This is a genomic window from Pseudomonas sp. LBUM1668 (assembly GCF_059695715.1).
On record NZ_CP166787.1, the window covers coordinates 597,658 to 612,728 of the forward strand.

The 15,071-nt window shown below is 57.7% G+C and carries 8 protein-coding genes; 5 read left to right on the forward strand and 3 right to left on the reverse strand.

The genetic code is table 11. The features are described from left to right. The first annotated feature begins 148 nt into the window (after window positions 1–148). The 5 genes from rpsF (at window position 149) to dnaB (ending at window position 3,744) form a co-directional block, all read left to right on the forward strand. Window positions 149–571 carry a 30S ribosomal protein S6 gene (gene rpsF / locus ACA061_RS02615; protein ID WP_003236224.1) on the forward strand — a complete coding sequence of 141 codons (423 nt, stop codon included), beginning with the start codon at window positions 149–151 and terminating at the stop codon, window positions 569–571. Between the two features lie 28 nt (window positions 572–599). After that, window positions 600–830 carry a 30S ribosomal protein S18 gene (gene rpsR / locus ACA061_RS02620; protein ID WP_003171373.1) on the forward strand — a complete coding sequence of 77 codons (231 nt, stop codon included), beginning with the start codon at window positions 600–602 and terminating at the stop codon, window positions 828–830. Window positions 831–866: 36 nt separating this feature from the next. Further along, entirely contained in the window at window positions 867–1,760 is an 894-nt protein-coding gene (locus ACA061_RS02625) for a hypothetical protein (RefSeq protein WP_150594047.1), read from the forward strand. 18 nt (window positions 1,761–1,778) lie between these two features. Continuing rightward, the gene (gene rplI, locus ACA061_RS02630; RefSeq protein ID WP_042557398.1) at window positions 1,779–2,225 is read left to right on the forward strand and encodes a 50S ribosomal protein L9; all 447 of its coding nucleotides are present in this window, start codon (window positions 1,779–1,781) and stop codon (window positions 2,223–2,225) included. 121 nt (window positions 2,226–2,346) lie between these two features. After that, window positions 2,347–3,744, forward strand: coding sequence for a replicative DNA helicase (gene dnaB, locus ACA061_RS02635; RefSeq protein ID WP_042557399.1), 1,398 nt, complete (start codon window positions 2,347–2,349; stop codon window positions 3,742–3,744). A 44-nt stretch (window positions 3,745–3,788) separates the two neighbouring features. On the opposite strand, the gene ACA061_RS02640 is transcribed toward dnaB, so the two are convergent. The 3 genes from ACA061_RS02640 to ACA061_RS02650 all read right to left on the reverse strand — a co-directional run bounded on the left by ACA061_RS02640 (window position 3,789) and on the right by ACA061_RS02650 (window position 14,989). Further along, the gene (locus tag ACA061_RS02640; protein ID WP_497300502.1) at window positions 3,789–8,285 is read right to left on the reverse strand and encodes an NEL-type E3 ubiquitin ligase domain-containing protein; all 4,497 of its coding nucleotides are present in this window, start codon (window positions 8,283–8,285) and stop codon (window positions 3,789–3,791) included. Window positions 8,286–8,681: 396 nt separating this feature from the next. Further along, complete coding sequence (locus ACA061_RS02645) at window positions 8,682–12,326, reverse strand: leucine-rich repeat domain-containing protein (protein WP_497300503.1); 3,645 nt, start codon at window positions 12,324–12,326, stop codon at window positions 8,682–8,684. A gap of 98 nt (window positions 12,327–12,424) precedes the next feature. Beyond that, the gene (locus ACA061_RS02650) at window positions 12,425–14,989 is read right to left on the reverse strand and encodes a hypothetical protein (protein ID WP_497300504.1); all 2,565 of its coding nucleotides are present in this window, start codon (window positions 14,987–14,989) and stop codon (window positions 12,425–12,427) included. Window positions 14,990–15,071: the final 82 nt, after the last annotated feature.

Sequence of the window (15,071 nt, forward strand, 5' to 3'; positions counted from 1 at the left end):
CTTGCACCTCTTCAGTCCCTTCTCTACAATTGCGCCCCTTGCTGTGACGGCAGGCACGCATGTGCCCCGCGCCAGCAAGTCCATAAGTGTCATTCACTCCTTGTCTGACCGTTTTTGAGCGGCAGGCTACAACCCGTAAGGAGCATTCATGCGTCATTACGAAATCATCTTTTTGGTCCACCCGGATCAAAGCGAGCAAGTCGGCGGCATGGTAGAGCGTTACACCAAGCTGATCGAAGAAGACGGCGGCAAAATCCACCGTCTGGAAGATTGGGGCCGTCGTCAACTGGCCTACGCAATCAACAATGTTCACAAGGCTCACTACGTGATGCTGAACGTTGAGTGCACTGGCAAGGCCCTGGCCGAGCTGGAAGACAACTTCCGCTACAACGATGCAGTGATCCGTAACCTGGTCATCCGTCGCGAAGAAGCCGTTACCGGCCAATCCGAGATGCTCAAGGCTGAAGAAAACCGCAGTGAGCGCCGTGAGCGTCGCGACCGTCCTGAGCACGAAGGCGCTGATAGCGCTGATAGTGATGACAGCGACAACAGCGATAACGCTGACGAGTAATCCACGGACCTTTTAAGGAGCCTATCAAATGGCACGTTTCTTCCGTCGTCGTAAATTCTGCCGCTTCACAGCTGAAGAAGTGAAAGAGATCGATTACAAAGATCTCAACACTCTGAAAGCCTACGTATCCGAGACCGGCAAAATCGTTCCAAGCCGCATCACCGGTACCAAAGCTCGTTATCAGCGTCAGCTGGCCACCGCTATCAAGCGCGCCCGCTTCCTGGCCCTGCTGGCCTACACCGACAGCCACGGCCGCTGAGACCGGGCAGTCGACAAGTAGCAAAGGATTGAATGCATGCGTGCCTTAGCTGAGTTCATTATGCGAGGCCGTATGCAGGCCACTCTCGTAGTGGCCGGATGTGCAACATTGCCGTTGTTGTATTGGTTGGGTGCTGCCGCCGGGAGCCTTGTGCTTCTGCGGCGCGGATTGAAAGACGCTCTTGGCGTTCTTTCACTGGGGCTGCTGCCAGCGTTGATCTGGTGGTTGTATGCCGATGACCCACGGGCACTTCTGGTGCTTTTGGGATCTTCGGGGCTTGCGTTGGTTTTGCGCGCAAGTGAGTCCTGGGTTCGCACGCTGCTGGTCAGCGTAGCCGTTGGAGTGGTGTTTTCAGTGGTGCTCGGGGCGGCGTTTGCGGCCCAGATCGAGATGCTCGCGCAGGCCCTCATAAAGGTCATGCCAGCGCTTCTCGGTGAGACCTACAAGCAATTGTCGGTTGATGAGCAAGCGCGTTTCGCGTCCCTGATTGCGCCAGTCCTGACCGGACTGATTGCGGCCTTGTTGCAGATCGTCAGCGTGCTGAGCCTGATTGTCGGGCGTCATTGGCAGGCGTTGTTGTACAACCCGGGTGGTTTTGGTCGCGAGTTTCGCGCCATCCGGATCCCGCTGGGGCCGGCGATGTTGCTGCTGGCGTTGATGCTTCTGGGCCCGAATCTCGGTGCACAGATGGCCATGTTGACGCCGTTGTGCAGTGTACCGCTGGTGTTCGCCGGACTTGCCTTGATTCATGGGCTGGTCGGGCAGAAGCGACTGGCCGGTTTCTGGCTGGTGGGGTTGTACGTCACGCTGTTGCTGTTCATGCAGCTGATCTATCCGTTGCTGGTGGTCTTGGCCATTGTCGACAGCCTGATTGATTTTCGCGGTCGTCACGTGTCGAAAGACACCGACAGCGCGAACGGTGAAGGTTAAAAGTTAGAGGATTTTCACATGCAACTGATCCTTCTGGAAAAAGTCACCAACCTGGGCAACCTGGGTGACAAAGTAAACGTTAAGGCCGGTTACGGTCGTAACTACCTGCTGCCTTACGGCAAGGCTACCGCCGCGACCCCAGCAAACATTGCTGCGTTCGAAGAGCGTCGTGCCGAGCTGGAAAAAGCTGCCGCAGACCGTAAAGCATCGGCTGAAAGCCGTGCTGCCCAACTGGCCGAGCTGGAAGTGACTATCACTGCCACCGCTGGCGACGAAGGCAAGCTGTTCGGTTCGATCGGTACTCACGACATCGCTGACGCACTGACCGCTTCCGGCGTTGAAGTGCAGAAGAGCGAAGTTCGTCTGCCGAACGGCACCATCCGCAACGTAGGCGAATTCGACGTAGCCGTGCACCTGCACGCCGAAGTTGAAGCCACCGTACGCGTTGTAGTGGTAGCAGCTTAAGCAACACCTGATCGGCTGGCGGCTTGTCCGTCAGACGGTTAACATCGGGCACGATCCTGTTTACAGGTCGTGCCCTTTGTCTTTCTGCAATCCCTGTTTTCACTAAACAACTCAAGTGGCCATGAACGATATCTCCGCTCCCGAGCAATACGATCTGCAAACCGCTGCCCTGAAGGTGCCGCCGCATTCCATCGAAGCCGAACAGGCTGTTCTCGGTGGTCTGATGCTGGACAACAACGCCTGGGAACGCGTGCTCGATCAAGTCTCCGACGGCGATTTCTATCGACATGACCACCGCCTGATATTCCGTGCGATCGCCAAACTGGCCGATCAGAACTCCCCGATTGACGTCGTGACCCTTGCCGAACAACTGGACAAGGAAGGTCAGACGTCACAGGTTGGCGGCCTCGGTTACCTCGGCGAACTGGCAAAAAACACGCCATCCGTCGCCAACATCAAGGCCTATGCGCAGATCGTTCGTCAGCGCGCGACACTACGCCAACTGATCGGTATCAGCACCGAGATCGCCGACAGTGCCTTCAACCCCGAAGGCCGCACCGCCGAGGAAATCCTCGACGAAGCCGAGCGCCAGATCTTCGCCATTGCCGAGGCCCGGCCTAAAACCGGTGGCCCGGTGGGTGTGAACGAGTTGCTGACCAAGGCCATCGATCGTATCGACACGCTGTTCAACACCGACAACGCCATTACCGGCCTGTCGACCGGTTACACCGACCTCGATGAGAAGACCAGCGGCCTGCAGCCGGCTGACTTGATCATCGTTGCTGGCCGTCCGTCGATGGGTAAAACCACCTTCGCGATGAACCTGGTGGAAAACGCTGTGCTGCGCAGCGACAAGGCCGTTCTGGTGTACTCCCTCGAGATGCCAGGCGAATCGCTGATCATGCGTATGCTCTCGTCCCTCGGCCGGATCGATCAGACCAAGGTGCGTTCCGGTCAGTTGGAAGATGATGACTGGCCGCGCCTGACCTCGGCGGTCAACCTGCTCAACGATCGCAAGCTGTTCATCGATGACACGGCCGGCATCAGCCCGTCAGAAATGCGAGCGCGCACGCGGCGCTTGGCGCGTGAACACGGTGACATCGGCCTGATCATGATCGACTACCTGCAACTGATGCAGATTCCAGGTTCCGGTGGCGACAACCGGACCAACGAGATTTCCGAAATCTCGCGTTCCTTGAAAGCCCTGGCCAAGGAATTCAATTGCCCGGTGGTGGCGTTGTCCCAGCTCAACCGCTCCCTGGAGCAACGGCCGAACAAACGCCCGATCAACTCCGACCTCCGGGAATCCGGAGCGATCGAGCAGGATGCTGACGTCATCATGTTCGTGTACCGGGACGAGGTGTATCACCCGGAAACCGAGCACAAAGGCATCGCCGAAATCATCATCGGCAAGCAGCGGAACGGCCCGATCGGTTTTATCCGCTTGGCGTTCATCGGCAAGTACACCCGTTTCGAGAACCTCGCGCCGGGCAGCTACAACTTCGACGACGACGAATAAAGGCTGGCCGAAAACCCTTCGGCCAGCTCTGCTATTTCAGCCTGTTATCCAGCGGCGCCAACGGCTCCCGCGCCGTTATTCCCGACTGGAACCATGCCCAGTTCCTGTCGGGACAACGTTTCGATGAGCGACGCTTCCTCGATCCGATTCGTTGCTTCCAGCGATTCGGATTGCGCCTTGAACTCATCAAGCGTCAGTCTATTGGCTGCGTGTTCAGCGGCGAGTTCTGTCTGCCGCAGCTGAAATGGCTGGCGTTGGTCTTCGAATTGCCCCCGGTATTTGTTGGTCACGTAGTCTTGCCAGAACTCTTCGGACAACAGCGCCTGGAATTCTTCGGGCGAGTCGTCCAGTGCCACCACTTTTCGATAAGCCGCCTCCAGCGCTCCCTCCGACACCTTGGCCATGTGGGTGTAGAAGACCTGATCGGGTTGCGCCGGCAATTGCAGGCGATCCTTTAGACCATAGCGATAGGCAAGCCTGATCTCCACTTCCTCTCTCAGACGTTCGCTATGCACGAGTTTTTCGATCTCAGACGTCGCCGGATCGCCGAGTATTGCCTCACTGCGTGCGATGTCGGCGGACGCGATCTTGTCGACTTCGTGCAAGCGAAACAGTCCCCGAGAGAGCATGGAAAGGTTGCGGCCCTGAGTTTGATCCGTAGCCTGAGCGATCGCCTTGAAGGCCAGCGATTTGGTTTCCAGGTTGGTAAAGGTGAACGCCGCCCGGTCACAACAGGTTGCGTCACCCGCCCGGTCCAGGAGTTCGCGACGCAGGCGTTTCGACTCCACAGAGTGCTCGGTCATCGAATCGATGAGCGCCCACAACCTCCGTTGTTGATCCGCGTGACCGGCTTTATTGACTCTAAGTAGCTCCAGCATGTTGAAAAAGCCGTTCGAGCCTTCCTCCTCGCGCACCGTTTGCCACTGGATTTTCCTGGTATTTATCTGGTCGGGGGACATCCCGGTGGTCCAGCGCGCCATTGAATTATTGGTGAGTGCGCGCATTGCCACAGGTGCTTGGACGCGTGCAGTGTCGACCAGGTTGAATGCTTCGCGCAGAGGTACTTGCGCTTCGATCAAACGGGCCTCGTAAAGGTCGATCCGCGCCAATGTGGCCTCGGACAGCGGATTCGAGCCAATGTTGGTAAAGTCGTTGACGCGCGCGGTGTTCAGAAGTCGTTCGTTCGTGGGGGCGATGACCGCGTCAGGAATGTCCACGATTCTGTTGGAGCTCAAGTCGAAGTGGTCCAGCAGTGGCTGATCGGCAATGCCGCTCGGAAAGGTGTCGATGCCGGTATGGGCCAAATTGAGCGAGCGCATGTCGGTTATCTGACTGAAGTCAGGAACGACGCCCAGTTGCGGGTTATTGTGAAGGCCCAGGCCTCGTAGCGTTCTACGTTCTGAAATGACCCGGGCGGTGTCAGCCGTCAGCATTAACTGATTGTTCTGCAGAAAAAGTCGGGTCAGCCCGTTCATTTCTCCGATGGCGGGCGGCAGTGTGTGCAGTTGGTTGTGCGACAGATCGAGCCAGCGTACATGGCGGAAGCGGGTCAGAAAGCCCTCCGGCGAAATACTCAGGTTCATGTGGCTCAGTTTGAGTGAACCGACATGGCTGAAGTCAATGTCGAGATCCGGCAGGCTTCCTAGCCACAGGCCGCTGAGATCCAGCTCAAGCCCGATGGGCGTGCGATCAAAGGCCAGTTTCTGCGGTGTTTCCCGTCTCCAGCAACTGAGAATCCTGGCGGCAGCGATCTCACGTTCAGGGCGCGCCTGCGCGTTGAGGGCCACCTGGTTCGCCCGAGCGTAAGCCGAACGAGCTCCCCGTCCAGAGAACACCCAGTCGTCGAGCTGTTGCTTCAGTTTTCCGAACTCCTGTTCGAGGTTGCGCAGTGTCGTGACCGCCGTATCACGCTCAAGGCTCCAAAGATATTTTCTGCACTGATTGATGTCCTTGCCTGGATACAGTCGTTGATAGCGCTGGGCGGGGGAGTCGTCACTATCAAAGATTACGCCCTCGGCAGCGGGTGTCAGTTCGGGGTGGGCTTCGTTCAGGCGCTGCCAGAAATCGTCGAATTTGCGCCAGTACTCGGTGGGGAAGTCGTTACCGTCGAGTTGGATGACGCTGTTGATCTTGCCGATGGCGAGCAACTGATCAGGCGCCGGTTCAAGGAGTGCATGCGGTACTCCATTCAAGCGGTTATCGCGCAAATCAACGACTTTCAGTGCTGTCTTGTTTTGCAATCCACTCGGCCAGTGTTCGATTTCCGTGTTACGCAGCCGCAGGTACTCAAGCCCGGACATGTCGGTGAAGTCAGGGATGCCATCCAGTGGATTGCCCGACAGATTGAGGTCTGACAGCTGGTGCAGGCCAGTGATGACGTTAGTGGTGTGCTCATCGAGAGCGATCCTGTTATTACTCAGATCCAGGTGCGTGAGCTGCTGCATGTGCTCCACGCTGGCCGGCAGCCTGCCGAGGTCGCTTTGAGTTATGGAGAGTTTTTTCAGGTGGGTGAAACTCGACAGGAACCGGTCGCCAGCGTCCGACCAGGCAATGTTGTTCATTTCCAGAGAACGGACATGGCTGAAATCCGCCTCCAGTGCCGGGAGCGGCCCGCGTCCTTTCGGCAACTTCAGCGTGGTCAAGGAATCGTTTAACCAGCACTCCTTGAGGCTCCTCGCAACCTGCTGTACCCATTGGCGGGTCTGTACGTTGGCCGTGGACGAGCTTTGAACGTACCGCTCCAATTGTGCCGCCATCAGGTCGAATTTCTGCATGCGGTCGGGCAGCGCCTTTTGCGTGGCATCGTCCATTGCGTTCCAGTAGGCCTTGGCAGTCTGCACATCCTTGTCGGGGTACATCCGGCGCACCATGGCGATCTCTGGAATGTGGCCGTCCAGACGGAACGCGCCCGGCAGTGCCTGGGCGGCCAGCTCCGGATGATCCGCGGCTACCCGCACCCAGAACGCGTCGAGCGACCGCCACAGGTCCGCTTCAAAGCGGTTGTCTTCAAGTTGCGTGACGCCATTGATCCTGGCGCGAGCGGACAACTGCTCCGCTGGCGGGTTGAGGACCGCATTTGGCACTTCACGCAGATCGTTGCCGCGCAGATCAACGAGTTTGAGCCTCGACTGATGCTGCAAGCCCTCAGGCCATCGTTTAAGACCGGTTTTGCTCAGGTTCAGGGTCTGCAAATCGCTCATCGCGCTGAAGTCCGGGGTTCGCCCCAGAGGGTTCTCGGACAGATCAATGGACTTGAGTTTCGTGAGTTTCCCCAGGCTGACCGCAGCCTGCTCATCAAGCCGGAGCTGATTGTTGCGCAGATTCAACTCGGTCAGGTTGTGCAGGGTCGCCAAGGAGTCCGGCAGCTTTTTCAGCGTGGAACGTGTCACTGTCAAACGGGTCAGGCCGGTGAAATTGCTGAGGAATGTCTCGGTTGCGACTGACCAGTTGACCTGGTCCAGCTCGAGCGTGCGGACATGGCTGAAGTCGGCCTTGAGCAGCGGCAGGGTAAAATTTTCAGCTCTAAGCTCAAGTTTCTTTGTTGTGGGGGACTGCCAGCATTGTTTGATCTTGATCGAGTTCAAGCGAATTATCAGATCCTGGCTACTTGCAAGCGACCAGGCCTTCAACGCCTTTTCCATATTTTTATACTCGGCTTCCCGACGAGCCAATCCTCCTGAAACATCGTCGCCAAGTGATGTGAGCAGGGCTGTGACTTGCCTCTCGGTGAGAGCCGGATACAACTTGCGCGCGCGAGACTCCGGGCTTTTCAAGCGATTGAGGGCGGCGCTGAGACGCTCTTTCAATGTGCGTGGCGGGGGATCCCCCGCCCGCCGCATGCCGCCGGCGCCCGGGATACTGACGCCAACCCAGCCCTCTACGGCGTCGAACACAATCGGCTGCGATCTGCCTGGGCGTGTCGCGACATAGCGGTTATCGACGTCGCCAGCCACCGCATCCGCGGCGCGCACGATACGCATCACCGGGGTGAGCGGCGTCGACGCGTCAAGGTCGTGCAGGGTCTGGTAGGTGTGGCTGTCTATCACCACGTAAAGCTTGCCGTCGAAGCGGTGCAGTCCGTTGACATCGGGTTCGACATCAGCGAAGTCCAGCGGTGTCCGGAATCCTTGCAAGCTGCTTTCGCTCAGGGCAAAAGTGATGGGCGATTCGTCGACTTGATGCCAGAGCCTGCTGATTGAGTCGCGTACCAGCAGCGGTCCGGAAGGCTCCAGCTCACTGGGCAATCTGGCACGGTGCTGACCGGTGGCGTCCGTCGCGACAGCGATAATGCCGACCTCGGCCACTTCAACGTAGCGGCGTCCCTTGAACATGATGAAACCCTCGGCGTCGGCATTCGGCAGATGCACCGCTACGCTGATCCGGTAGTCCTCCAGTGTTCGGATCACCGGTGTGGAAGTTGTTCCTGAGGCAGCGGAAACAGGCGTGGGCGTCACCACTACCGGGCTGATGGCATCGAGGTCGGGCCGCCCCGAAGTGCTTGCCGAATCCCTGGGGTTGTGGGGTCTTGCGATGTTCGACATACCCGGATCCAGAGAGTGCGGGAGCTCGGGCTGTCGCACCTGCAGACTGTCCGGCTGCACAGGACGCGTGTGGATGTCGACTGTGACAGTGTTGCGCGGAGGTGTTTTGATGGGCATTGAGTTTTTCTTCCTTGAATCTTGCTGCACCAGGGTCGGTAAACAACTGGCAGGGCAGCGTTCGGCGTCATTGCCGGGGTCGGTGTTTTACGATCAGGTCAAGCGTTCTGTTGCGGATTGAAAGAGCGCCATGATTGACCGGGTTGCTCATCCTTGAGCACTGACCTTTTCCCTGCACAATGATGACGGGGAAAAGGTCTGATTGGCGGGGTCTGCGCCTCGCTCAGTGAAAAGGCGCCTTGCTATCGAATCATCATTCCTGCCAGGGCGATCTCTTCATTATTCGTTAATCGTGAGCAGCAGGTTACGCCGGGATAAGCGTATTCCGGCTGCTTCAAGGCGCATTTGATAAATCAGCGCCTGCTGCCGGGCACTTTCGTCGAATTGGTTATGGGACACGTTGATCACGTTGGTGAGCCGCGCCGAAGCTGCCAGATGTTGCTGCGCAGGATTGATCAAATAGTCGGGAATACTGGTGAGGTTATTGCGGCTGAGATTGATCCTCTGCATCGAAGTCAATGCTTCGAGCCCGGGTGGCCAGTCCCGCAGGCCTGTGCGCGACAGGGCCAACGCGCGCAATTGGGTCATCTGGCTGAGGTCCGGCAACCACTGCAGTGGATTATTATTCATCTCCAACACCTGAAGGGTTGTGCGTTGCGACAGGATTCGCGCTGTCGCATCAGTCAACGCGATGCTGTTGCCGTTGAGAATCAGACGTGTCAGATGGTTCATGTTGCGCAATGCTTGAGGTAGTTCGGTGAGGTACGAGTTCGTCAGATCAAGTGTGCGCAGGTTGGTAAATCGGCTCAAGAAGCCTTCGGGAGGACTGTACAGTCCCTCGTTTTTCATCAGCAGTGAACCGACATGGCTGAAGTCGGCATCAAGATTTGGCAGCACCTCCACGTTGAGACCGCTCAAGTCCAGGGTCAGGTCAAGGAATGCTCCATCCGGCGTGGCCGATGTCGATTGCGTAATACCTTCACGCCGCCAGCAGCTCAAGATGCGCTCCGATGCTGGTTTTTTATTGTTCCCGCCCCAGTCCTGCAGCTGGGATTTCAGCGTATTGAGCTCGTGTTCCAGCGCAGCCAACCTTCCTGGAACGTCGGGCTCCAGCGACTGGATCAGGTGATTGATCGACTGTTCATTGTAGGAAGGGAAAATTTCCTGGACGCGTCGAGCAGGCGTCAGGACGCTGGGCTGTGCGGGGCGGGTGGGGAGGAAGCTGACAGGCAACTCCTGATTCTCAGGGTTGACGGCGGTCAGCAGGTTTCGCGGCCGTTGCAGTGTTATGCCAGCGGCTTGAAGCCTGCTTGCGAGTAGCCTTAAGTTGGATTGAGTGTCGGACGACAACGGGTTGCCGGTGATGTCGAGGCTGTCATAGAGACGGACAAACCCGGCGAGATCCTGATCACCAGGCGCAAGCAGGAACAGGGGAAGGTCTTTGAACCCGTTATGTGACAGGTTGACCTCCTCCAGTGCCGGCATTCTCTCCAGTCCGGGCGGCCAGGAATCAATTTCCGTACGGGAAATATTCAGTTTTCGCAACGCTGGCAACAAGCTCAAATCAAGCGTGTGCACGAACCTGTTCCTGCTCAGGTTCAGCTCCCGCAGGGACGTCCTTGGCCCCAGGTCCTGGATCAGTTGCGCTGCGTCAGGCCCCAGATAGTTGTCGCTCATGTTCAAGCGTGTCAGATGCTGCATCTTCGCCAATGCCGAAGGCACGCTGCGCAGCTGGTTCTGCGAGATATCGAGCTCGTGCAAATTCGGGAATCGCCCCAGGAAACCGTCAGGATTGTGATGCAAGCGGGCACGTTTCAAGTTGAGCGAGGCGACGAAACTGAAATCAGCATCCAGGCTCGGCATGTTCTCCAGATTCAAACTGGTCAGATTCAATTTCAGGCCTAAATGCTCTCCCCCTGCCCCAAGCAGCATTCGCCCCTCCCGCCGCCAGCATTTCAAGATTTTTTGTGAGGCAATATTGAATTGTCCTTTGGACCATGCGTTGAGCTGGGTTTTAAGCACCTCGAACTCATATTCCAGCCGTGTCAGGACGTTGGGAGCATCCACGCCCATGGACTGAAGAAACGCATCGGCATTATTTCCCATCGTGGGATACAACTCGCGTACCCGAACCAGCAGAGCAGATGCCGCGCCGCTGCCATAGTCGCTGTGTGCCGGAAGTCGAACCGGCAGTGGCTCCAGCCATCTCATGGTGCTTAACAGGTTCTCCGGATTGGACAGCGACAATCCGCTGGCCAGAAGGCGCAGACGATAAAGGCTGGCGCGCTCGAGCGTGATCAGAGAAAACGGGTTGCCATCCACATTGACGATGTTGCTCAGTCGCGTATTCGCCAGATGCTCGAATGCTGGTGCAATCAGGGCGTCGGGCAATTCGCTGAGGGCGTTGTATCTCAGATCCACCCTTTCAAGCAGTGGCAGTTGATCAAGGCTGGCTGGCCATCGCGCAAGATTCGTGTAGGTCATTTCCAGCCTGCGAAGATTTGGCAGGCCGCTGAAGTCTGGAGCGTCAGCAATCGCGCAGTTGTTCAGACTCAGCACTTGCAGTGTGTTGGAAACCAGCCGCTCACCTGGATTTATGGGTGACGGGTTGTAGTCGAGATTAAGGTGAGTCAAATGCTGCATTGCGCTCAGCTGGTGAATCGAACCTTCGATTTTGTTACCCCACAGGTCCAGGTCGAGCACATTTTTGAAGGCGGACAGATTGATGTTTCGATCCAGATTATTACTGCGCAACTTCAGTGAAGTGACATGGCTGAATTCAATCCCGTCCAGCGACGGCAGATTGGTAATTCCCAGACCACTGAGATTGAGCTCCATGCCCAAGGGGGTTCCGTTTGCATCCAGATGCAGCGGCCCTGTCCTGCGCCAGATGCTCAGCAGGCGCTGACTGGCAGTTTCGATGGCATTGTTCGAGGCTGGCATACCCGGCGTGGCGTTGGCGATTTCCTGCCATCGGTTCAATCGCAATTGCAGCCTGCTCAGACCCACTTCGAACTGAGTCAGTTTGCGCGGTAGGTCAACACCCAGCGACTCGATCGTCAGGCGCACCAGGTCATCCTCGATGGTGGGAAACAGTTCGCGCAGGCGACGCTCCGGGGAAGGAAGGGAAAGAACTTCGTTGTCGCCGCGTCGGATCCCGGCGTCAATCCAGCCGAGTCGCGCATCGAAAATCACCGGCTCCCCCTGAGCGATCAGTTCGGGCTGAAAAAAAGCATGGTTGTCCACGTCATTTGCGGTTCTCTGATGCACGATGTGCATCATTTGGGCCCCATGCTGATCCCACATCACCCGATAAACTTTCTTGCGAATAATGATGTAAGTGTTGCCGTCGAGCGGGTACACGCCGTTGATGTAAGGTTGCACACCCTCCAGATTTATTTGCGTGCGATAGCTTTCGAGACGGGCGTCTGTCAGGACATCTGAGGGTGACCACCAGTACTCGCCGCCAGGATCGGGCACCAGCACCGGCCCAGGCTCACGCTGGGTCGGCCATCTGGCACGGTAGAGGCCGGTGTCCGGATCACTGGCGATTTCCACCGTCTTGCCATCCGGCAAGTTGACGAACTTGCGCCCTTTGATCGTTCGTACGCCCTGACTGTCAATGGTGGCCTGAAGGTTATCCGGGAGCGTGACATGGAAATCTGCCACTGAGAGTCGTGATGCGCTTGTGACCATCGCGGCTAGCGCTGAGGGGGGCAGCGGGGTGACGGTGAGCGGCGTAGTTGAGGGGCCTGCCTGAACGTTGACGTTGGTAGCCGTTGTGCTTGCGGCGATGTTGGATTCGCGCAGATGGGGAAGTGGCGATACATCGATGCGCGAGGGCGTCTCAGTCCAGTCAGAGTGTATGGCGGGTTGTCGCGGTGGAGTAATAGCCGATGTGCCTGTGGGAGTTTTGCCTTTCATGTGTACTCATCCTTGAGTGATTGTTGTATCAATAGCGCGGCTGCAACGACTGATGTTGAACGGTTGTATGTTGTTCGTTTGCCGCGACAGTCGAGCGATCACCGCGCGATATCAAAAATTCTCTGCGCCGTCCTGCTGTCGAGTGCTTCACGCCAGATCGGCACGTGCACGCGTCCGGCCTGCTGATCCTTTTGTTGGGATGCCAGCCCCAAGCCGCTTTGCTCGAGGGTTTTCAGGTGGCCTCCCTGTACAGTGAAATCGAGCGCTGCGCTGTCCTTCCTGTCGTAGTGAAAATGCGCGTGCCACAGCGGCTCGCCACTGAGACTGTCATTGAGCGAGTAGATATCGAGATAGTGTTTGTTGCTGCCCTTGCCCCGTTCCAGCCGGGTATGGGTTTTCACTGCGAGGATTTGATTCTGGTCGAGCAGGTACGCCACTCGGTTCGCGCTCAGGAACGACTTGTCCTTGTATAGCCGGACGCGGATATTCTCGCCCTCAGTACGCAGCCGCTGACTGTCATGACGTAACTGGCGAACGAGCGGAACGATATTGTCGTCAAGCGCATTCGGCAGGCGCTCCAGTTGCGAGGCGACGTCGTCCAGTTGTTCGGCTTTTGCGCCCAGCGATTCGACGATATTGGTGGCGTTTCGCTTGGCTTTTTCATCCTGTCTGGCGCTATTGAGGTGTGTATCGCATTGGCCCAGTCGCTCGTTGGCCAATGCCACCAGTGTAGGCAAGGCATCGTTTCGCGGCGGCGTCTGTCGGCGCCATTCGCCATCACGGCGCTCATACGTTTGCCAGACCTGATTACTGATGGGGTCTGTGACATCAATGACTTCTTCCCCCGAAGCGGTGCGGCGTGGATGACCGACGCTGATCCTGGAGACGTTATGGTGTCTGGCGCGAAACAAACGCCTGCGTGTTGGCGCCGGGCCGGAGACTTCCTGCGCAGGCACGAAGTCGAAATCAATCACCTGATCCTGCGCCGGCAGCGCCGCCGTAGTCAGCGACTCGCGGTGATAGCGACTCGCCCGCTCTTCCAGTACGTTTTCAAAAGATTGCACGACCTCGACGATTTGCCGACGAACGCCGGCCTCGGAAGACTCCGGCGCAAGCACCAGGGTTTCGTAGGAGGCCCTGATGGCTGCGGTCTCATCCAGCAAGTCGGTGATGACCGCAAGGCGCGCTTGCTGAGGAATACTGTCGATGTCATAGAAAGCCGAAGTCGTTTCAACGTGCCAGCTCCCCAGTTGCGCCAGCGCGGACTGGCTGTCGGCGGGTCTGCCGCTCAGCAGTCGGCTTTTGAAGCTGACCCACCAGGCAGATGCCACGTGCAAATCCAATGCTAATGTATTGCGTGAAGCGATTTCGAACGCGGACGAGCGCGATTGTCTGACGAAGTCATTGATCAGTTGCTGACGCGTTTCGAGAAGCTCGCGCTTCTTCCACAGGTATTCTGCATCGGCGTTGTAGAACTGGTGCAGGTTGTGCAAGCCCGCGCGCTCAATGGTCATGCGACTTTCCCTTGCATAAATCTGGTACTCACAAAGTTCGATGCTGCGCGCCCGCATTTCGTGCAGTTCGGATAGGTACCTTTCTTTTTCATACAGGATGATCGCGTCACGTTCGTTCACATAAAGGCTGATGAGGGGCGTGAGCAGCTCCTGTTCTTGGCGAGCGTACCCTTCCAGTAACGCCAGTGCGCCTCTTTCACCTTGGCTTCCCGGCTCCTGTTCGAGCCTTTTTTTTTCGGCTTTTTCGCTACGTTCCTTGGCCGCATCCCACCTGGCTCGTCCGTTATTCAGCAGGGCAGGCGAAACGAGCATGCGATCAGGCAGAAGAGGGGCAGGGTTTACGCGCCGCATCCCGCCGGCCCCTTTTACGCTGGTGCCGACCCAGCCGTGCTGCGGATCGAGAACAACGGCCTCCGAACGTCCCGGCCGGGTACCCACATAGATATTGTTGGCGTCATGGGCCACGGCGTCTTCCGCGCGGACGATACGCAGTACCGCGGTTGTCGGCGTAGAAGCATCCAGGTCATGCAGGACCTGATAAGCATGGTCGCGGATCACCGCGTAGAGCTTGCCGTCAAAACGGTGCAGACCGTCGCTGCCGGGTTCGATGCCGGTGAAATCGATGTCGCTGCGAAAGGCCTCCAGCCGGGTGTCACTCAGCGGCAGCGCTTCGACATTGCCTGCTTCGCGCCAGAACCTGCCGTCGGGATCGGGTTGCAGTATCGGCCCGGAAGGATCGCGCTCGCTTGGGCGTCTGGCCCGGTAAAACCCGGTTTCAATGTCCATCGCGATCTGCACGATCTGGTTATCGGGCAAGGTGACGTACATGCGTCCTTTAATGATTCGCGGGCTCTGGGTAGAGGAACTGTCCCATTCCGGCGGGGGCGTGATGCAGTAATCCTGCAGTGCACGGTGTACGGGCAATGCTGGCGAGTCGATAGCCGTTGGTATCGCTCTGACGGTGGGGGCGGGCGTGATTGCGTCAAGGTCGACGCCGGCCGGGTGCGTCGTCACTAACCGGTTTGTCGGGCCCGCAGAGTGAATGCCGGGGACATCAACCCGCGTGAGGGCATCTGTTCCCGATGTGCCATTCATCGCAGGCCTTGTCGTGGTGGCGCCGTTGGCGCCCTTGCTGGTCTTGCCGATCATGAATACTCATCCTTTAGTATTTTCATGTCCGCCCCGCATGATGCAAGGCTTGAAAAATCTGACGGCGTTGCCGGTTCGCGCG